Source organism: Pseudacidovorax sp. DMC4, from assembly GCF_056314265.1.
Map to the genome: position 1 here is coordinate 321072 of NZ_JBQUYR010000006.1, position 18260 is coordinate 339331.

17 protein-coding genes are annotated in these 18260 nt (G+C 69.0%); 6 read left to right on the forward strand and 11 right to left on the reverse strand.

Annotated elements, in window-relative coordinates:
• Positions 1 to 8: 8 nt before the first annotated feature.
• Entirely contained in the window at positions 9 to 665 is a 657-nt protein-coding gene (locus ACT54X_RS13680) for an NAD(P)-dependent oxidoreductase (RefSeq protein ID WP_294367774.1), read from the reverse strand.
• Between the two features lie 123 nt (positions 666 to 788).
• On the opposite strand from ACT54X_RS13680, the gene ACT54X_RS13685 reads away from it, so the two are divergent.
• The gene (locus ACT54X_RS13685; protein ID WP_294367772.1) at positions 789 to 1730 is read left to right on the forward strand and encodes a LysR family transcriptional regulator; all 942 of its coding nucleotides are present in this window, start codon (positions 789 to 791) and stop codon (positions 1728 to 1730) included.
• On the opposite strand, the gene ACT54X_RS13690 is transcribed toward ACT54X_RS13685, so the two are convergent.
• From ACT54X_RS13690 to ACT54X_RS13700, 3 genes are all read right to left on the reverse strand, one after another.
• Positions 1717 to 3072, reverse strand: a complete 1356-nt coding sequence (locus ACT54X_RS13690) for a cytosine deaminase (RefSeq protein WP_294367770.1) — start codon at positions 3070 to 3072, stop codon at positions 1717 to 1719. The two genes, ACT54X_RS13685 and ACT54X_RS13690, sit on opposite strands and share 14 nt — an antisense overlap.
• 165 nt (positions 3073 to 3237) lie before the next feature.
• A complete protein-coding gene (locus tag ACT54X_RS13695) occupies positions 3238 to 4257 on the reverse strand; it encodes an ABC transporter substrate-binding protein (protein ID WP_294367768.1) in 1020 nt (339 codons plus the stop codon).
• 46 nt (positions 4258 to 4303) lie between these two features.
• Entirely contained in the window at positions 4304 to 5725 is a 1422-nt protein-coding gene (locus ACT54X_RS13700; RefSeq protein WP_294367767.1) for an FAD-binding oxidoreductase, read from the reverse strand.
• Between the two features lie 239 nt (positions 5726 to 5964).
• Between ACT54X_RS13700 and ACT54X_RS13705 the strand changes: the two genes are divergently transcribed.
• Both ACT54X_RS13705 and ACT54X_RS13710 read left to right on the forward strand, forming a co-directional pair.
• A complete protein-coding gene (locus ACT54X_RS13705; protein WP_294367762.1) occupies positions 5965 to 6396 on the forward strand; it encodes a MarR family winged helix-turn-helix transcriptional regulator in 432 nt (143 codons plus the stop codon).
• A gap of 125 nt (positions 6397 to 6521) precedes the next feature.
• Positions 6522 to 7076 (forward strand): type 1 glutamine amidotransferase domain-containing protein, encoded by a 555-nt coding sequence (locus ACT54X_RS13710; RefSeq protein WP_294367760.1) that lies wholly within the window; start codon positions 6522 to 6524, stop codon positions 7074 to 7076.
• Between the two features lie 89 nt (positions 7077 to 7165).
• Here ACT54X_RS13710 and ACT54X_RS13715 read toward each other — a convergent pair whose 3' ends face one another.
• The 7 genes from ACT54X_RS13715 to ACT54X_RS13745 form a co-directional block, all read right to left on the reverse strand.
• Positions 7166 to 8413: a phenylacetate--CoA ligase family protein gene (locus tag ACT54X_RS13715; RefSeq protein ID WP_476347025.1), complete on the reverse strand. Its 1248-nt coding sequence runs from the start codon at positions 8411 to 8413 to the stop codon at positions 7166 to 7168.
• Positions 8414 to 8511: 98 nt separating this feature from the next.
• Positions 8512 to 9324: an ABC transporter ATP-binding protein gene (locus ACT54X_RS13720; protein WP_114801495.1), complete on the reverse strand. Its 813-nt coding sequence runs from the start codon at positions 9322 to 9324 to the stop codon at positions 8512 to 8514.
• Positions 9325 to 9478: 154 nt separating this feature from the next.
• Positions 9479 to 10801, reverse strand: a complete 1323-nt coding sequence (locus ACT54X_RS13725) for an ABC transporter substrate-binding protein (RefSeq protein ID WP_294367737.1) — start codon at positions 10799 to 10801, stop codon at positions 9479 to 9481.
• Positions 10802 to 10838: 37 nt separating this feature from the next.
• On the reverse strand, positions 10839 to 11903 hold the full coding sequence (locus ACT54X_RS13730) for a branched-chain amino acid ABC transporter permease (RefSeq protein WP_294367736.1): 1065 nt from the start codon (positions 11901 to 11903) through the stop codon (positions 10839 to 10841).
• 9 nt (positions 11904 to 11912) lie between these two features.
• Complete coding sequence (locus ACT54X_RS13735) at positions 11913 to 12842, reverse strand: branched-chain amino acid ABC transporter permease (protein WP_294367735.1); 930 nt, start codon at positions 12840 to 12842, stop codon at positions 11913 to 11915.
• A 1-nt stretch (position 12843) separates the two neighbouring features.
• Positions 12844 to 13677 (reverse strand): ABC transporter ATP-binding protein, encoded by an 834-nt coding sequence (locus ACT54X_RS13740; protein WP_017760820.1) that lies wholly within the window; start codon positions 13675 to 13677, stop codon positions 12844 to 12846.
• Positions 13674 to 15602, reverse strand: coding sequence for an AMP-dependent synthetase/ligase (locus tag ACT54X_RS13745; protein ID WP_476347114.1), 1929 nt, complete (start codon positions 15600 to 15602; stop codon positions 13674 to 13676). The genes ACT54X_RS13740 and ACT54X_RS13745 overlap by 4 nt, the downstream gene beginning before the upstream one ends.
• Positions 15603 to 15720: 118 nt before the next feature.
• Between ACT54X_RS13745 and ACT54X_RS13750 the strand changes: the two genes are divergently transcribed.
• From ACT54X_RS13750 to ACT54X_RS13760, 3 genes are read left to right on the forward strand one after another with little or no spacing between them, the layout of a single operon-like run.
• A complete protein-coding gene (locus ACT54X_RS13750; RefSeq protein WP_294367733.1) occupies positions 15721 to 16500 on the forward strand; it encodes a Crp/Fnr family transcriptional regulator in 780 nt (259 codons plus the stop codon).
• Positions 16497 to 17645, forward strand: coding sequence for an MGDG synthase family glycosyltransferase (locus ACT54X_RS13755; RefSeq protein ID WP_476347029.1), 1149 nt, complete (start codon positions 16497 to 16499; stop codon positions 17643 to 17645). The genes ACT54X_RS13750 and ACT54X_RS13755 overlap by 4 nt, the downstream gene beginning before the upstream one ends.
• Positions 17642 to 18220 carry a hypothetical protein gene (locus tag ACT54X_RS13760; protein ID WP_476347031.1) on the forward strand — a complete coding sequence of 193 codons (579 nt, stop codon included), beginning with the start codon at positions 17642 to 17644 and terminating at the stop codon, positions 18218 to 18220. Before ACT54X_RS13755 ends, ACT54X_RS13760 begins: the two co-directional genes overlap by 4 nt.
• Positions 18221 to 18260: the final 40 nt, after the last annotated feature.

Genomic DNA, 18260 nt, shown 5'->3' on the forward strand with positions numbered 1-18260 from the left:
CAGCCGGGTCAGGAGTACGCGACGAAGCGTTCGCGCACGTAGCGGCCCTGCTCCAGCACGTCAACGATGGCCGCAGCCAGGTCGGCCGAAGTGATACCGGCCAGTTGGCCGTCCTTCATCGGCACGGCGTCGCCGCCGAACTGGTAGCGGCCCGTGCGCTCGCCGGGCGCCAGCATCGGCGCGGGCGAGACGAAGGTCCAGTCGAGCGCGCCCTCTTCCTTCTGCAGCCGCGTGAGTTCGTCGCGCGCGGCCTGGGCGCCCGGCACCACGTTGGCCGGCACATGGTTCTTGAACTCGGGTGTGTCAACCAGTTGCACGCCGGGCGCCACGAACAGGCTGCCCGCGCCGCCGACGGCGATCAGGCGCTTCACGCCGGCCTGCTTCGCACCCTCGGCGATGGCCTTGCTGCCGGCGAGGAACTGGTTGTACAAGTCGGGGTGCTCCCAGCCCGGGTTGAAGGCGCTGACGACGGCGTCGCTGCCAGCCACGGCCTTGGCGACCTGGGCGGCATCCAGCACATCGGCCTGGACGACCGTCAGGCCAGCACGCGCGGCCAGCTTGGACGGCGTGCGCGCCAGCGCGCGGACCTGATGTCCGCGGGCGAGCAGTTCTTCGAGCAGGGCGGCACCGACGAAGCCGGTGGCGCCGATCAGGGCGACGTTCATGGTTCTTTCCTTTCATGGCGCGCGAGAGGCACCGTGTGGATGACGATGTCCTGAAGCTTATGGACTTCACGATCCAGCCAGAAGTCTGAGAATCCAGACAACTTCATTCAGCCCAGCTTCACAATGGACGACCTCAAGCGGCTCGCGCTCTTCGCCGAGGTGGTGCGCAGCGGCTCCTTCAGCGCCGCCGCCCGCCGCCTGGGCGTGAGCACCTCGGCCGTGAGCCAGCAGCTGCGCGCGCTGGAGCAGGCCCACGGCGTCACCCTGCTCCACCGCACCACGCGCAAGCTGACACTCACCGATGCCGGCGCGCGCTTTGCCACCCACTGCCAGCGCATGGTCGAGGCGGCCGAACTGGCCCGCGCCCAGCTCGCGCTGGCGCGCGAGGCGCCGGAAGGCGAACTGCGCGTCTCGGCGCCCGTGGGCTTTGCCCGGCATCTGGCGCCCGCGCTGGCGCCCCTCCTGGCGGCCCATGCCGCGCTGCAGCTGCGGCTGCAGGTCGACGACGCCATGATCGACCTGGTGGACGCGCGCATCGACCTGGCCCTGCGCGCCGGCCGGCTGCCCGATTCGGGCTGGGCGGCACGGCGGCTGTGCGACTTCCAGAGCCTGATCTGCGCCGCGCCGGGCTACCTGGCCGCGGCCGGCGTGCCGCACACGCCGGCGGACCTGCCCGCTCATCAATGGGTGGGCGCCCCGCGCGACGGCCGCACGCTGGCGCTTTCGCTCACCGGCCCGGCCGGGGCTCTGGCCGAGCACACCCTGCCCGTGCGCGTGACCAGCAACAACCAGCTCAGCCTGCACCAGATGGCCACCAGCGGTCTGGGTCTGGTGCTGGCGGTTCGGGCGGACGTGGAAGACGACCTGCAGGCCGGCCGCCTGGTGCCCGTGCTGCCGCAGTGGCAGCCGCCCGCCCTGCCCGTGTGGGCCGTGACGCCGCAGCGCGACGGCCAGCCGGCCAAGGTGCGCCATGCCATCGAGGCCATCGCCACCCACCTGCGCGCCCTGCCAGGCGTGCGCGACGCCGGTGCGGCGACAGCGGTCGCGCCGCTCAGCGCGGCATGACGAGGTCGTCCAGTTCGCGGTAGTCGGGCAGCGTGGTGTCGATGGCACGGCCCGCGCGGATGACGGCGCGGTCGAAGGGCGCGCGGGCCAGCAGCTCCGAATAGCTGCGCGCACGCAGCACCGTCAGGTCGGCCGGGTTGCCCACGCGCAGCATTCCGAAGCCGTCGAGGCCCATGATCTGCGCCGGCGTGGCGCTGGCGGCGCGGATCCAGTCCGCGAAGGGATGGTCCAGGTGCAGGATCTTCACCGCCTGGGTGTAGGTGTCCAGCATGTCGTGGTCGCCGTAGGCGTAGAACGGGTCGCGGCAGTTGTCGCCGGCCACGGCTACCGGCACGCCGGCCGCCTTGAGCTCGTGCATGACCGTCACACCCCGCCAGCGCGGCGTGCGCGTGGCCTCCACGCTGCGGTCCTGCAGGTACATGTTGACCGTCGGCAGGCTCACGATGGCGATGCCGGCCTCGCGGCACGCGGCGATGGTCTCGGCGATGAACGCGTCCGTCTGCAGCGCCAGCGCGGTGCAGTGCCCGCACAGGATGCGGCCCTTGAAGCCCTGCGCGATGGCCACCCTGGCGATGCGGATCAGCGAGCGGGCGCGCGGGTCAGTGGATTCGTCCACGTGCAGGTCCACGTCCAGGCCGCGCTCGGTGGCCAGCGTCAGAAGGCGCGCGATGCCCTCGTCGATCTCGGGCGGCGTGGCCTCGGCCGGGTGGCGCTGCGACTTGGTCACGCAACCGAGGTTGCCGCCGCTTTCGGCAACGATGTTGGCCAGGTGGACGCCTTCGTCGCCCAGGAAGATGTCCACCGGCGCGATGGACGACACCTGCAGCGCGATGCGGCCCGCCCAGCGCTCGCGCATCTCGCGGAACACCGGGAAGGAGATGTCTGCCTGCGGCGCCAGCGAATCGAGGTGCGTGCGGATGGCCGACACGCCCTTGGCATAGGCCGTGCGCAGCGCGAAGTCCATGCGCCGGCGCACATCCTCGGCATGCCAGTTCTTCGTGCGGTCCTCCATCGTCGCGCGTGAGGCGCCCGCGCCGTCGCCGGTCGGGTTGGCCTTGCGCGGCCAGATGTGGCCCTTGTCCAGGTGGGTGTGCAGGTCGACGAAGCAGGGCAGCGCCAGCGAGTCGTCCAGGTGCGGCCCGCGTTCGGGCGCCAGGCTGCCGGCGGGCGCGATGGCGGCGATGCGGCCGGCCTCGATGGCCAGGTCCAGCGCGACGAGATCGCCATCGCCGGCCGGCGCAAGGCGGTCGGCTGACGGGTCGTCGATCAGGCAACGCGGGGCGCGCACGTGGCGCAGGGCGTAGGTGCCGCCCTCGGGCGGCGTGAAGAAGGCGTGGGTCATGTCGATCGAGTCTCCGTTGCTGTCAGCATGGCCGCAAGGATCGAAGGGCCGCGGAGCAGGCCATGCCCGTGCACCCGCGGAACTGGCTATGCCAGGCCGCGGGGTGCGCCCCCTCCAAGCCGAAGGCGCAAGAGAGGGGGAGCCGCGAAGCGGCATGGGGGTGTTTCACGCCCGCTTGCCGCTCACGAACTGCATCGTGTAGGCGGTCTTGACGTCCAGCCCCGGCGCCAGCGCGCCGGCGGCGACCATCGCATCGTAGAAGCGTTGCCAGCGCGCCGCATTCATGGCGCCGATGCCCCCGCCGGCCTGCGCCTCGGCCGTCTCGACGATGCCGTACTGGCGCATGGCGCCGATGGCATAGGCGATGACGTCGTCGCCCATCTGCGGGTTGTGCTTCTTGATCAGGGCGTTGCCCGGCGCCGGGTCGCCATTGAGGTAACTCTTCCAGCCCTTGGCCGTGGCATCGACGAAGCGCTGCACCAACTCCGGCTGCTCCTTGACCATCTTGGGCGTGGCCATCGCCACGCTGGCGTAGTTGTCGAAGCCCTGGTCGGCCAGCAGGTGCACCACGGGCTCCACGCCGGACTTGCGGGCGTTGAAGGGCTCGCTGGTCAGGTAGCCCTGCACGGTCGATTGCTTGTCGACCAGCCAGGGCGCGAGGCTGAAGGCATAGGGCTTGAGCTGGTCGTCGGTCAGGCCGTATTTGGCCTTGAGCCACAGCCAGTAGGTCTGGCGGCCGGTGGTGGCGACGAACAGCGGCTTGCCCTTCAGGCTGGCCAGCGTGTCGCTGCCGGTGCCCGGGTGCGACATCAGCACCCGCGGGTCCTTCTGGAAGAAGGCGGCGATGGCCACGGCCGGCAGCTTGTCCTTGGCATAGGCGAAGGCGCGGAAACCGTCGGCCTCGGCGAAGTCGGAGCTGCCGGCCATGAACAGCTGCACCGTGTTGACCTGCGGACCGCCGGGGCGGATCTCCACCTCCAGGCCATGCTCCTTGTAGATGCCGGTGGCGGCGGCCTGGTACATGCCGCCGTGCTCGGCCTGGGCCAGCCAGCCGGTCTGGAAGCTCACCTTGGTCAGGCCCTGCGCATTGGCGCGCGGCAGGAAGGCGGGCATGCCGGAGACGAGCGCCGCGCCGCCGAGGGCGGCCAGAGTCTTGCGGCGGGTGAGGGTGTGGGGGGCGTTCATGGCAGAAGTCCTCGGACGGGGATGATGGATGGGAGGGGCGCGCGCATCAGGCGTCGGCGGGCTCGGCGGCCTGGGCGCCACGGAAACGCCAGCCGGCGCTGGGCAGATCGCCTCCGGTGCTCTCGCGCGCGGCGGCCTCGTCGAAGCGCAGCTTGCCGGGGTTCATCAGCCCGTGCGGGTCCATGGCCTGCTTGAAGGCGCGGTCCTCGGCGTCGACCGACTTCATGCCGCCTTCCTTGACCAGGAAGGTGTGGTTGTTGGCCACCATGGCGCCGTCCTCGGCCATGCCGCGCATGACCTCGGCCAGGTGTTCGTCGCCCTCGTAGCGGAAGAAAGGCGAGCCCTGGAAGCTCAGCTTGCCGTCGAAGCGCTTGGCTTCGAAATGCATGCCCAGCAGATGGCCGAAGCGGCGGTGGCTGCGGCGGATGGCGCCCACCAGGTCCGGGTCGAGGTACAGGCCCACGTTGCTCACCACCTCGGGATGGTCGCGATTCACATGCAGGCGGGTGTGGCCCCAGGCCAGCTCGTAGATGGGCACGCGGTACGGCCCCTGGCCCTCGGCCGCCACGCTGGCGAGCTGGCCGCCGAATTCGGCCACCAACGCCTCGAAGGCTTCCATGAAGGGCTCGGCCACCATGGCCAGCACCATGCCGTCGTTGTCCGCGCCGCCCAGGTCCTTGAGCATGCGCATCATGCGCCAGATGGGGCCGCCCAGAACGCTGACCAGCTTCTTGACGATGCCGTCGGAGGTGGAGAGCGCATGCGCGAACTCCACCGCCGTCATGAATTCGGGGAACACCACCACCGCCTCGCGCCAGGCCCAGGCGGGCGCCAGCGGCATCTCGATGGCGGTGATGATGCCGTTGCTGCCGTAGGCATGGTGCACGCGGTTGACCGCATCGCCGCGCAGCTGCACGGTGCGCGGCTCGTCCTCCACGCTCACCACTTCGAGACCGAGGATGTTGCCGCAGTCGCGCAGGATGCCCCAGGCGCAGCTGCCCACGCCGGCATGACCGCCGCCGACGAAGCCGCCCAGCGTGGCCACGCGCTTGGTGGAAGGATGGATGCGCAGCTCCCAGCCGCCGGGCCGCGTGGCCTCGTCGATGGCCGCCATGCGCGCGCCGGGCTCGGCCCGCACGCGCGGACCGTCGGTGCCCAGCACGCGGTCGAGCGCCGTCATGTCGACCATGGCGCCACCGGCGAGCGGAATGCCCTGGCCGAAGTTGCAGGTGCCGGCCCCGCGCATCACCAGCGGCATGCGGGTGCGCGCCGCGGCCGAGGCCACGCGCAGCACGTCCGCGCGGTCGCGCGGCTGCACCAGCACGTCGGCGACGTGGCGCAGGGCGTCGTCCTTCATCACGGGGCTGAAGTTGGCCGTCATGTCGCGGCTCTTGCGCCGGACGACGTCGGGATCGGAAATGGCGGGCACATCGCCCAGCGCGGCCAGGAAGGCGGCGGTGTCATGCATGCGTGGCTTCTCCACAAACAGTCGGTTGAGGTTGTGGCGCCGTCGCTGCGGGGCGGTTCAAGTCGCCGGGCGCCATCTGCGTGCGGATGCACGGATCTGGCGCACGGACCCTGGGCTGGACACGTCGTCAGGTCAAATCGAGCAAAGAGCGTGCCACTGCGTGCATATGCACACAAAGAGGATGGCGGGCGCCACTGTCGCGGCTACATTGGCGGGGCCGCGACCGGAGGCACGGCCCCATGGAACTCGAAGACCACATCTTCTTTCTCTGCACCCAGGTGGTGTACCGGCGAGACCGCGCCCTGCAGGATGTGCTGCGCCCCTACGGCCTGCTGACCACCGAATGGCGCACGCTGGGCACGCTGCACAGCCGCGGGCCCATGGCCATGCAGGAACTGGCCCAGTGGACAGCCTACGAGCGCACCCGGCTGACGCGCATGCTGCACGGGCTGGAGGAGCGCAGCCTGGTGACGCGGGGAGGTGCCGAGCACGACGGCCGGGCGGTGATGGTGGCCATCTCAGCCAAGGGAAGGCGCCTCTACGCACGGGCGGAAAAGGCGGTGAGCGCCCTCACCGACGAGATCCTCTCGGTCTGCGCGCCAGCCGAGGTGGATCGGATGCGCGCGGCGCTGCAGGCCATGCGCGAGCGGCTGATCGAGATGCGTTACTGATCTGCGGGCCCCCACGCCCGTCGACCTGTCCGACATGGGTTGCGGCCTCCGGCCGATGGGGCTCGGCGCGCAGGCACCTAGGGTGAACCCTTCGTACTCCCACCCACACACGAAAGGAACACCCCATGACCGATTCCCTCAAGGACCTCAAGGTCGCCATCCTCGTCGCTGATGGCTTCGAACAGGTCGAGATGACCGAGCCTCGCAAGGCGCTGGACCAGGCGGGCGCGAAGACGCAGATCGTCTCGCCGATGAAGGGCCAAGTGCAGGGATGGAATCACCACGACAAGGCCGACAAGTTCCCGGTCGATGTGGCGCTCGATGGCGCCAAGGCCGATGACTTCGACGCGCTGCTGCTGCCCGGCGGCGTGGTGAATCCCGACGCCCTGCGGCTGGAGCCGAAGGCCATCGCGCTGATCAAGGCCTTCGCCGACGCCGGCAAGCCCATCGCCGCCATCTGCCACGGCCCCTGGACGCTGATCGATGCCGGCGCCGTCAAGGGCAAGCAGATGACGTCCTGGCCGTCGCTGAAGAACGATCTGTCCAACGCCGGCGCGCGCTGGGTCGACCAGGAGGCCGTCGTCGACGGCCAGCTGCTCACGAGCCGCAATCCCAAGGACATTCCAGCCTTCAACCGGGAGATGGTGAAGCTGTTCGCCGCCGCCTTGGCAGACGCCTGACGCCCGCGCGTAGAAAGACGGGTTCCTGCTCGACGGCACATCCACCCTCAGCAAGGCCGCCTGGCAAACACCAGGCGGCCTTTGTGCGTTCATTCGTAGTTGCGCGCGTCCTCGATGACCTTGCCGTCGTTGGGCAGGCTGCCGGGCGGTTGGAGGAGCACATCGCCACGCAGCTTGGTCACGTCGCGGATGGCAGCGGCCACCCGCTCCTGCAACCCTTCGGGTGCATGGCCGCATTCGACCTTGAGCGTCATGCGGTCGTCGCCCGTGGCGCCCTCGACCACCAGCCGTGCGCGTCCGATCTCAGGAAAGCGCCGCGCGATGTCGGCCACCTGCCCCGGGTGCACGAACATGCCACGGATCTTGGTGGTCTGGTCGGCGCGGCCCATCCAGCCCTTGATGCGTTGGTTGGTACGACCCGTCGGGCAGGGTCCGGCCATGACCGCCGACAGATCGCCAGTGCCAAAGCGCACCAACGGATAGTCGGCATTGAAGGTGGTCACGACCACCTCACCCACCTCGCCGTCGGGCACCGGGTCGCCGGTACCCGGCCGCACGATCTCGACCAGAACGCCCTCGTCCACCACGAGCCCTTCGCGGGCCTGCGTCTCGTAGGCGATCAGGCCCAGGTCGGCCGTGGCGTAGCACTGCAGGCCCTGCACCCCCAGGCCTGCGAGATGTGCGCGCAGACTCGGTGGAAAGGCCTCGCCCGACACGAGTGCCTTGGTCAGCGATGGCAGCCGCAGGCCCTTTTCGGCCGCCTTCTCCAGCAGGATCTTGAGGAAGCTGGGCGTGCCCGCATAGCCATCGGGGCGCAGGTCGGCCATCGCCTCCAGCTGCTGCTCGGTCTGGCCGGTGCCACCGGGGAAGACGCTGCAACCCAGCGCTTGGGCGCCGCTCTCCATCATGGCGCCTGCCGGGGTCATGTGGTAGCTGAAGCTGTTGTGCACCAGCTCGCCCGAACGGAAGCCGGCCGCGAAGAGTGCCCGCCCCACGCGCCAATGGTCGCCATGGGCCCCCTGCGGTTCGTAGATGGGCCCGGGGCTGGCAAAGACGCGCGGCATGGCCGGGCCACGCGCCACGGCGGAAAAGCCGCCGAAGGCGTCTTCCGCCCGCCCTGCCTGCTGCAGCGCGAGCAGCTCACTCTTGCGCGTCACGGGCAAGCGGGCCAGGGCGGCGCGGCTGTCGACCGCGGCCGCATCCACCGCTTGCAGGATGCGGCCGAAGGCGGGCGCCTTCTGCTGCGCGTGGCGGATCTGTGCCGGCAACGCGGCCAGCAGGGCGGCTTCGCGCACTTCAGGCGCACGGGTTTCGAGGTCGTCGTAGAAGTCGGTCATGACAGGCTGGCGGCAAGGTCGGGGGTGGCGTCGGGTCTCAGAAGGTGTGAATGGATCCGGCATGGCCGAGCGGGCATGACGGGTCCGTTCACACCTTCTCAGGCCAGCCAGCGCTTGCGGCGCTTGTAGCTCTTGACGTCGCGGAAGCTCTTGCGGTCGGCGCCGCCCATGCCGAGGTAAAACTCCTTCACGTCCTCGTTCTCGCGCAAGCTGTCGGCGGGGCCATCCATCACGATGCGGCCGCTTTCCATGATGTAGCCGTAGTTGGCGAAGCGCAGCGCCATGCGCGTGTTCTGCTCCGCCAGCAGGAAGGTGACGCGCTCCTTCTCGTTGAGGTCCTTCACGATGGCGAAGACCTCTTCGACGATCTGCGGCGCCAGGCCCATCGAGGGTTCGTCCAGCAGCACCATGCTGGGGTTGGCCATCAGCGCGCGACCGATGGCGCACATCTGCTGCTCGCCGCCCGAGGTGTAGGCCGCCTGGCTGGTGCGGCGCGTCTTGAGCCGCGGGAAGTAGGCATAGACCTTCTCCAGCGTCTCGGCCACCGCGGCCTTGCCGTCGGTGCGGGTGTAGGCGCCGGTCATCAGGTTGTCCTCGATGCTCAGGTGCGCGAAGCAGTGGCGCCCTTCCATCACCTGCACCAGCCCGCGCTTGACCAGCGCCGCCGGCGACAGCGCCTCGATGCGCTCGCCGCGCAGCGTGATGCTGCCCTTGGTCACCGCCCCGCGCTCGCCGGCCAGCAGGTTGGAGACGGCGCGCAGCGTGGTCGTCTTGCCGGCGCCGTTGCCGCCCAGCAGCGCCACGATCCCGCCCTCGGGCACCTGCAGCGAGACGCCCTTGAGCACCAGGATCACGTGGTTGTAGATGACCTCGATGCCGTTGACGTCGAGGAGAGGATTGCCTTGGCTCATGAAGTTCCTTCGGGCATCAGGGATGCGGACGGCGACCAAAAGCGCCCGCGTCGTCTAGCCGGTTGGCAGGCCACCCCTCCCGCCCGGCGGGAGGGGCAGGGGAGGGTGCCTCAGTGCCGGCGCGTGCGCCGAGCACCGCAGTTTGTGGCGCCGTTCAGGCGCCACAATCAGCGGCGTCCCGCCGCGTCAGCTTCTTCTCCGCCGCGTACTTGTCCGCCGTCGTCTTGACCAGAGGCTTCAGGATGGCCTCGTCCGCCTGGTACCAGTCGGACATGCCGCCCCACTTGGCGCCGTCCCAGGTGTGCACGCGGGCCCAGCTGGAGCCCATGTGGTCCTGGCAGCTGGTGCTGATGGGTCGCATCACGCCCGCAAAGCCCAGCGCGTCCAGCTTCTTCTGGTCGAGCGCCAGGTTCTCCAGGCCCCAGCGCACCTGCTCGCCGGTCATGACCTTGCCCTTGCCGAAGCGCTCCTGCGCGCGCTTGACGGCCTCGACGGTCAGCATCTGGATGATCACGCCGCGGGTGTAGAGCACCGAGCCCACCTCGTCGCGCGGGCCGGTGCCCTGGCCCTTGTCGTGCACGGTCTTGAGGATGTCCTGGATCACCTTGGGCTCGGTGCCCGAGGTGTTGAGCGCCAGCGCGTTGTAGCCCTTGGCGTTGGCACCCACGTCGCGCACATCGGGCTCGGCGCCGGCCCACCACACGCCGTACATCTTCTCGCGCGGGTAGCCGGTGGCCACGGCCTCCTTCAGGGCGGTGGAGTTCATCACGCCCCAGCCCCACAGCAGCACGAAGTCGGGCCGCTGCTGGCGCACCTGCAGCCAGGCCGACTTCTGCTCCACGCCCGGTGCCGTCACCGGGATCAGCGACAGGTCGAAGCCATGCAGCCTGGCGCGCTCCTGCAGCAACGGGATCGGCTCCTTGCCGAAAGGCGAGTCGTGGTAGACCAGCGCGATCTTCTTGCCCTTGAGCTTGTCGAGCCCGCCTTCCTTCTTGCCCAGGTGCTGGATCAGGATGTCGGCCGCGGTCCAGTAGCTGCCCATGAGCGGGAAGTTCCACTTGAAGACATTGCCGTCCTGCGACGCGCCCAGGCCGTAGCCCAGCGTGATGAGCGGGATCTTGTCCTGCGGCACCTTGTCGGTCAGCGCGAAGGTGATGCCGGTGGCCTGCGGATCGAACACCGCCACACCCGGACGGCCCTTGAGGCGCTCATAGCATTCCACGCCCTTGTCGGTGGCGTAACCCGTCTCGCACTCTTCGTACGCGATCTTCACGCCGTTGATGCCGCCCTGGGCATTGACCAGCTTGATGTAGTCCTGCTTGCCATTGGCCCACGGCGTGCCGTTGGGCGCGTAGGGCCCCGTGCGATAGACCAGCAGCGGAAAGAACTGCTCCTTGGCCTGCGCCAGGGCCTGGCCGGCCGTGCCCGCCAGGGCAGCGAAGGCCGCTGCGGCCAGGACGAGGGATTTCAGCTTCATGGTTGTCTCCTTCTGGTTGGGCATGAACGACGGGAACTCAATGCGGGAAGGGCCACAGGCGCAATTTCTCTTTGAACGTGGACCACAGCCGAGCCAGGCCATGCGGCTCCACGATCAGGAAGAACACGATCAGCGCGCCGAAGATCATGAATTCGAGGTGCGAGGCGAGCGCCGTCGACATCGACAGGCCGAACCACCCCGGCAACTGGTTCAGGAAGATGGGCAGCAGCACGATGAAGGCCGCGCCGAAGAAGCTGCCCATGATCGAGCCCAGGCCGCCGATGATCACCATGAACAGCAGCTGGAAAGAGCGGTCGATGCTGAAGGCCGCCGGCTCCCACGCGCCCAGGTGCACGAAGCCCCACAGCGCGCCCGCCACACCCACGATGAAGCTGCTGACCGCGAAGGCGGTGAGCTTGGCGTAGACCGGCCGGATGCCGATGACGGCGGCGGCCACGTCCATGTCGCGCATGGCCATCCACTCGCGGCCGATGCTGCTGCGCGTGAGGTTCTTGGCCAGCAGCGCGAACACGCTGACGAAGGCCAGGCACAGCAGGTACTTCTGGGCCGGCGTCTCCACCGGCAGGCCGAACACGTTGAGTCCTGCCACGCTCACCGAGCCCGAGGCCGAGTTGTTGGTGAACCACTGGATGCGCAGGAAGGCCCAGTCGGTGAAGAACTGCGCGGCCAGCGTAGCCACCGCGAGGTACAGGCCCTTGATGCGCAAGCTGGGTATGCCGAAGAGCACGCCCACGCCGGTGGCGCACAGCCCGCCCAGCAGCAGCGAGGCGATCAGCGGCATGCCTTCGATGCGCACATGAAAGTTGTAGGCCGCATAGGCGCCGACCGCCATGAAGGCCCCGGTGCCCAGCGAGATCTGCCCGCAGTAGCCCACCAGGATGTTCAGCCCCAGCGCGGCCAGCGAGAGGATGAGGAAGGGCGTGAGGATGGCGCGCAGCCAGTATTCTGACGCCAGCGCCGGCACCGCGGCGAAGGCCACCACCAGCAGCGCGAGGATGGCGACGCGGTCCTGCAGGATCGGAAAGATCTGCTGGTCGGCCCTATAGCTTGACTTGAACTGTCCGTTCTCTCTGTACAGCATGACGGTCCTTCAGACGCGATCAATGATCTTTTCGCCGAACAGGCCCTGGGGCCGCACGAGCAGGAAGACAAGCGCGAGCACATACGCGAACCAGATCTCGATGCCGCCGCCCAGCATCGGGCCGAGGTAGATCTCGGACAGCTTCTCGCCCACGCCGATCAGCAGCCCGCCGATGATGGCGCCAGGCACCGAGGTGAGGCCACCCAGGATCACCACCGGCAGCGCCTTGAGCGCCACCAGCGACAGCGAGAACTGCACGCCCAGCTTGGAGCCCCAGATGATCCCGGCCACCAGCGCCGCGAAGCCGGCCACCGACCACACGATCACCCAGATGCGGTTGAGCGGAATACCGATGGACTGCGCGGCTTGGTGGTCGTCGGCCACGGCGCGCAACGCGCGGCCGGTGGAGGTCTTCTGGAAGAACAGGCTCAGCGCGAGCACCAGCGCGGCGGCCACCCCCGCGGCGATGAGGTCTTCCTTGCTGACCAGCAGGCCACCTTCGAAGGTGCCTTCGAACAGCATCATCGGGTCCTTGGGCATGCCGACGTCGATCTTGTAGATGTCGTTGCCGAACAGCGTCTGGCCCAGGCCGTCGAGGAAGTAAGTGATGCCCAGCGTGGCCATGAGCAGCGTGATGTGCTCCTGGTTGACCAGCTTCGACAGCGCCAGCCGCTCGATCAGCCAGGCCACGATCACCATCACGCCCATGGCCGCGACGAAGGCCAGCAGGTTGGCCAGCAGCAGGCTGTCGAAGCCCAGCAGCTTGGGAAACCACTCCGCGAAGCGCGCCATGGCCAGCGCCGCGAACAGCACCATGGCGCCCTGCGCGAAGTTGAAGACGCCGCTGGCCTTGTAGATGAGCACGAAGCCCAGGGCGATCAGCGAATACAGCATGCCCACCATCAGGCCGCCGAAAAGAGTCTCTAGGAAGAACCCCATCTCAATGCTCCGCTCCGAGGTAGGCCCGAATCACTTCGGGGTTGTTGCGCACCTCGTCGGGCGTGCCGTCCCCGATCTTCTTGCCGTAGTCCAGCACCACGACGCGGTCGCTGATGTCCATCACCACGCCCATGTCGTGCTCGATCAGCACGATGGTGGTGCCGAACTCGTCGTTCACGTCCAGGATGAAGCGGCTCATGTCCTGCTTCTCCTCGACGTTCATGCCGGCCATGGGCTCGTCCAGCAGCAGCACCTGCGGCTCCATGGCCAGGGCGCGCCCCAGATCCACGCGCTTCTGCAGACCGTAGGGCAGGCGGCCCACCGGCGTCTTGCGCCAGGCCTGGATCTCCAGGAAGTCGATGATGCGTTCGACGAACTCGCGGTGGCGGATCTCCTCGCGCTCGGCCGGGCCCAGGCGGAAGGCCTGGGCGAGCAGGCCGCACTTCATCTTGAGGTTGCGGCCGGTCATGATGTTGTCCAGCACGCTCATGCCCTTGAACAGGGCCAGGTTCTGGAAGGTCCGGGCCACGCCCATCTCGGCCACCTGGCGCGAGTTCATGTGGCGGAAGGTCTGGCCGCGGAAGGTGATCTGCCCCTCCTGCGGCTGGTAGACGCCGTTGATGCAGTTGAGCATCGAGCTCTTGCCGGCACCGTTGGGCCCGATGATGGAGCGCACCTCGTGCTCGCGCACATCGAAGCTGATGTCCGTGAGCGCCTTGACGCCGCCGAAGCGCAGGGTGATGTTCTGCACGTCGAGGATCACGTCCCCGATGCGGCGTCCCTGGGCGGGTGCGCTGGCGGCCATGGCCAGCTCCTGGGCGGTCGTCGCGTTCATGCAGCAGCCTTCATGGAGGGGAAGCAGCGCGCTTCCACGATCTTGAGCGTGGCGCTCACGCTGCCGGTGCGACCGTCCTCGAACTTGACCTGGGTCTCGATGAACTGCTCGGTCTTGCCGGCATAGAGCGCCTCGACCAGCACGGCGTACTTGTCGGCGATGAAGCCGCGGCGGACTTTGCGGGTGCGGGTGAGCTCGTCGTCGTCCGGGTCCAGCTCCTTGTGCAGCACCAGGAAGCGCGCGATCTGCGTGGCTTCCATGCCCTCCTCCGCGGCCAGATCGGCATTGACCTGCTCGATACATTCGCGCACCAGCTGCAGCACCTCGGCCTTGCCCGCCAGGTCCACATAGCCCCCGTAGGGCAGCGCGCGACGCTCGGCCCAGTTGCCCACGGCCTCGTAGTCGATGTTGATGAAGGCGCAGACCTCCTCGCGCGCATGGCCGAAGCACACGGCCTCCTTGATCTGCGGGAAGAACTTGAGCTTGTTCTCGATGTAGTTCGGCGCAAACATCGCGCCGCCCGCCAGGCGGCCCACGTCCTTGGCGCGGTCGATGATGCGCAGGTGGCCCTCGTGGTCGATCACGCCGGCATCGCCGGTGTGGAAGTAACCCTCGGCATCGAGCACCTCGGCCGTGGCATCGGGGCGCTTGTAGTACTCCTTGAGCACGGAGACGCCACGCACCAGCACCTCGCCGCTGTCGGCGATCTTGAGCTCCATGCCCGGCGCGGCCGTGCCCACGCTGGTGAGCTTGACGTCGCCGTCGCGCTGCAGGCACACATAGGCACAGGTCTCGGTCTGGCCGTAGAACTGCTTGAGGTTGACGCCGATGGAGCGGTAGAAGCGAAACAGGTCGGGCCCGATGGCCGCGCCGGCGGTGTAGGCCACGCGGATGCGGCTCATGCCCAGCACGTTGCGCAACGGGCCGTAGACCATCAGGTTGCCCAGCCCATACATCAGCCGGTCGGCCAAGCCCACCGGCCGGCCGGCCAGGATGTCGGCGCCCACGCGGCGGGCCAGGGCCATGAACTTCGCATACATCCAGCGCTTGGGCGCGGCGGCGTCTTCCATGCGGATCGACACGGCCGTGAGCAGGCCCTCGAAGGTGCGCGGCGGGCCGAAGTAGTAGCTGGGCCCGATCTCGCGCATGTCGTTCATCACCGTGGCGGTGGACTCGGGGCAGTTGAGCGTGAAGCCGCCCACCAGCCATTGCGCCACCGAGAACAGGTGGTCGCCCACCCAGGCCATGGGCAGGTAGCTCATGATGTCGTCGCCCGGGCCCAGGCGGTCGGTCTCGACGCCGCCGCGGCCCGCGGACATGAAGCTGGCGTGCGTCTGGCACACGCCCTTGGGCCGGCCGGTGGTGCCCGAGGTGTAGAGGATCACGGCCACGTCGTCGGGCTGGCCGGCCGCCACCGCGCGGTCGAAGAAACCGGGCGTGGCGGCATCGAAGGCCCGGCCCAGCGCACGCAGCTGCTCGTAGCTCATCAGGCCGGGCTGGTCGTAGTGACGCAGGCCGCGCGGGTCGTCGTAGACGATGGTGCGCAGGCCGGCACTGCCCGGCTTGGCGGCCTGCTGCAGCTCGCGGCATTCGAGCAGCTTGTCCACCTGCTCCTGGTCCTCGGCAAAGACGAACTCGATGCCGGCGTCGTCCAGCATGAAGACCATCTCGGCCGCCGCGGCGTCCTGGTAGAGCGGCACCGGCACGCCGCCCACGCTCTGGGCCGCCACCACCGCGAAGTACAGGTGCGGCCGGTTGGCGCCCACGATGGCCAGGTTGGCGCCGGCCGCAAAGCCCAGGCTGGCCAGGCCGCAGGCCAGCTCGCGCACTTCGGTCGCGGCCTGCGACCAGTTCCAGGTCTGCCAGATGCCCAGGTCCTTCTCGCGCACGGCGGGCGCATCCGGACGCTGGCGCGCATGCGCCATCAGCAGGCGGGGGAAGGTGTTGGCTTGAGGTTCCACGCCGCGCAATTTAGGCGCCACTTTGACGTCGTGGTGTCGTTGTGACGACAATCCTAGGGACTCCACTCTCGGGACTTTCCCCATGGGCGAACGAAGCCAACGCAGCGTCAAGGCCACTGTCCGTGGGATCCGCGACCGGGTGCGCCCTGCCACCGAGGCCGAACTGCAGGCGATTCCCTGGCTCGATGCGCTGGCGCCCGCGGAACGCCGCCGGGCCGAGTCCGCACTGGTGGTGGGCGAGGCCGAGGTGGGCGAGCAGGTCTGCCGCGTGGGTCGCGCGCCCACCTACTGGTTCGGGGTGATCGAGGGCCTGCTCAAGATGAGCAACGACCGCGCCGATGGCAGCCAGGTCACCTACAGCGGCCTGTCGCCGGGCGGCTGGTTCGGCGAGGGCACGGCCATCAAGCGCGAACCCTACCGCTACAACGTGAGCGCGCTGCGGCGCAGCGTGGTGGCCGGCCTGCCGCTGGACAGCTTCCACTGGCTGCTCGACCATTCCATCGGCTTCAACCGCTTCGTCATGAACCAGCTCAACGAGCGGCTGGGCCAGTTCATCGCGGCGGTGGAGATCGACCGCCTCAACAACACCGACGCCCGCGTGGCGCGCAACCTGGCGGCGCTGTTCAACCCGGTGCTGTTCCCGCGCGTGGGCGAGATGCTGCGTATCACGCAGCAGGAACTCGCGTATCTCGTGGGTTTGTCACGCCAGCGGGTCAACGAGTCGCTGATGGCGCTCTCGTCACAAGGTGTCATACACGTAGAGTACGGTGGACTGCGGGTGCTCGACCTGCCCGCGCTGCGGCAGGGAGGACGCGCCCCACAGGGACGGCGCGCGGCGCGCCGCCAGAACACCGAACCATGACACCTCAGCAACCCGGCAAGCTTCTCATCCTCAGCGTCAGCGCAGGCAACGGCCATGTCCGTGCCGCGCAGGCCCTCGCGGCCACGGCGCAGCTGCACTGGCCCGGCTGGCAATGCGTGCACATCGACGCGATGGCGCATGTGGCCGCGGGCTTCCGCAAGGTCTACACCGACTGGTACATCAGGCTCGTCAATCGCGCGCCCGACGTGTGGTCGTACCTGCACGGCAAGGCCGACGCCACGCCGCACAGCGCCGCCTCGCAGCGCCTGCGCCGCGGCATCGAGCGGCTGAGCGCCCGCGACCTGCTGCGCCAGATCGCCCGTGAGCGGCCCGATGCCATCGTCTGCACCCACTTCCTGCCGGCGGAGCTGCTGGCGCGCGAGCAGCAACGCGCGCGCCTCGCGGCCTCGCTGTGGCTGCAGGTGACCGACTACGACCTGCACAACATGTGGATCGTGCCGGGCCTGGCCGGCTACTTCGCGGCCAATGAAGAGGTGGCTTTCCGCATGCGCGCCCGCGGCCTTCCGGCGGCACGCATCCATGTCACGGGCATCCCGGTGATGCCGGCCTTCGACGTGGCCACCGCCGAGCGCGAGGCGGCCGTACGCAGCCTGGGCTTGGACACCGCGCGCGGCGTGGTGCTGATGGTCTCGGGCGGCGCAGGCGTGGGCGACCTGCCCAGCATGGCGCGGCGGGTACTCGCATTGCCGGGCCAGGACTTCCAGCTCGTCGCCGTGGCCGGCCGCAATGCCGAGGCCCATGCGCAGTTGCAGGCGCTGGCCGCGCAGCACGCCGGCCGGTTGCTGCCCATCGGCTTCACCACCGAGATGGACCGGCTGATGACGGCTTCCGACCTGGTGGTGACCAAGCCCGGCGGGCTGACCATCTCCGAATGCATGGCGCTGGGCCGACCGATGCTGCTGACCTCGCCCATCCCGGGACAGGAGGAGCACAACGCCATCCACCTGCTGGAGGAAGGCGCCGCCTGGCTCACCGACGACGCCATCGGCCTGGACTACAAGATCGCCCGCCTGATGGCCGACGTGCCGCGACTGCGGGCCATGGCCGAGCGCAGCCGCGCGCTGGGCAAGCCGGGCGCCGCGCGCGCCGTGTTGACGCAAGTGATCGAAGGAGCCGGCCGATGAGCGCCATCCGACCTCCGCGCAGTGCGCGCACCGAGGGCCGCGCTTCCACGGCACCGCTGACCTGGACCATCGCCACACCCCTGGCCGAAGGGCACGCCAGCAGCCTGCGCCGCGTGCTCGGCTACTACGCCTGGGCGCTGCTGATGGGCTTCTTCTTCGCCAATGCCGAGATCCAGATCGAAGGCGGCGCGGGCTGGGCCACCTCGCTGCCCACGTGGCGCATCGAGCACCACTGGCTGCTCGACATCTTCTGGGGCGGACGTGCCATGACCGGCTACCACGCCTGGGTGTTCAGCTTCATGCTGCTGGTCTTCTTCATGCCGTTGGCCTTCAACGGCCGCTGGCGCTGGAGCGACTTCGTGCTGGCCCTGGGCGGCCTGGCCACCTTCTGGGTCAGCGAGGACTGCCTGTGGTTCGTGGTCAACCCGGCGTATGGCTGGGCCCGGCTCGACCCGGTGCATGCGCACTGGCATCCGCACTGGCTGCTGGGCTTGCCGGTGGACTACTGGTGGGGAGCGGCGCTGGCGGTGGGCATGGGGGTGCTGCACCTGAGGCTGGCCAGGCGCGGACGTTGAGACGCCACGCCCCGCCCGCCCCTGGCCGGGCCTGACGCGT

What these genes read in the sequence shown, in the direction of transcription:
- ACT54X_RS13680 (WP_294367774.1), bottom strand. Translation starts at nt 665, where the DNA reads ATGAACGTCGCCCTGATCGGCGCCACCGGCTTCGTCGGTGCCGCCCTG.
- ACT54X_RS13685 (WP_294367772.1), top strand. Translation starts at nt 789, where the DNA reads ATGGACGACCTCAAGCGGCTCGCGCTCTTCGCCGAGGTGGTGCGCAGC.
- ACT54X_RS13690 (WP_294367770.1), bottom strand. Translation starts at nt 3,072, where the DNA reads ATGACCCACGCCTTCTTCACGCCGCCCGAGGGCGGCACCTACGCCCTG.
- ACT54X_RS13695 (WP_294367768.1), bottom strand. Translation starts at nt 4,257, where the DNA reads ATGAACGCCCCCCACACCCTCACCCGCCGCAAGACTCTGGCCGCCCTC.
- ACT54X_RS13700 (WP_294367767.1), bottom strand. Translation starts at nt 5,725, where the DNA reads ATGCATGACACCGCCGCCTTCCTGGCCGCGCTGGGCGATGTGCCCGCC.
- ACT54X_RS13705 (WP_294367762.1), top strand. Translation starts at nt 5,965, where the DNA reads ATGGAACTCGAAGACCACATCTTCTTTCTCTGCACCCAGGTGGTGTAC.
- ACT54X_RS13710 (WP_294367760.1), top strand. Translation starts at nt 6,522, where the DNA reads ATGACCGATTCCCTCAAGGACCTCAAGGTCGCCATCCTCGTCGCTGAT.
- ACT54X_RS13715 (WP_476347025.1), bottom strand. Translation starts at nt 8,413, where the DNA reads ATGACCGACTTCTACGACGACCTCGAAACCCGTGCGCCTGAAGTGCGC.
- ACT54X_RS13720 (WP_114801495.1), bottom strand. Translation starts at nt 9,324, where the DNA reads ATGAGCCAAGGCAATCCTCTCCTCGACGTCAACGGCATCGAGGTCATC.
- ACT54X_RS13725 (WP_294367737.1), bottom strand. Translation starts at nt 10,801, where the DNA reads ATGAAGCTGAAATCCCTCGTCCTGGCCGCAGCGGCCTTCGCTGCCCTG.
- ACT54X_RS13730 (WP_294367736.1), bottom strand. Translation starts at nt 11,903, where the DNA reads ATGCTGTACAGAGAGAACGGACAGTTCAAGTCAAGCTATAGGGCCGAC.
- ACT54X_RS13735 (WP_294367735.1), bottom strand. Translation starts at nt 12,842, where the DNA reads ATGGGGTTCTTCCTAGAGACTCTTTTCGGCGGCCTGATGGTGGGCATG.
- ACT54X_RS13740 (WP_017760820.1), bottom strand. Translation starts at nt 13,677, where the DNA reads ATGAACGCGACGACCGCCCAGGAGCTGGCCATGGCCGCCAGCGCACCC.
- ACT54X_RS13745 (WP_476347114.1), bottom strand. Translation starts at nt 15,602, where the DNA reads ATGGCGCATGCGCGCCAGCGTCCGGATGCGCCCGCCGTGCGCGAGAAG.
- ACT54X_RS13750 (WP_294367733.1), top strand. Translation starts at nt 15,721, where the DNA reads ATGGGCGAACGAAGCCAACGCAGCGTCAAGGCCACTGTCCGTGGGATC.
- ACT54X_RS13755 (WP_476347029.1), top strand. Translation starts at nt 16,497, where the DNA reads ATGACACCTCAGCAACCCGGCAAGCTTCTCATCCTCAGCGTCAGCGCA.
- ACT54X_RS13760 (WP_476347031.1), top strand. Translation starts at nt 17,642, where the DNA reads ATGAGCGCCATCCGACCTCCGCGCAGTGCGCGCACCGAGGGCCGCGCT.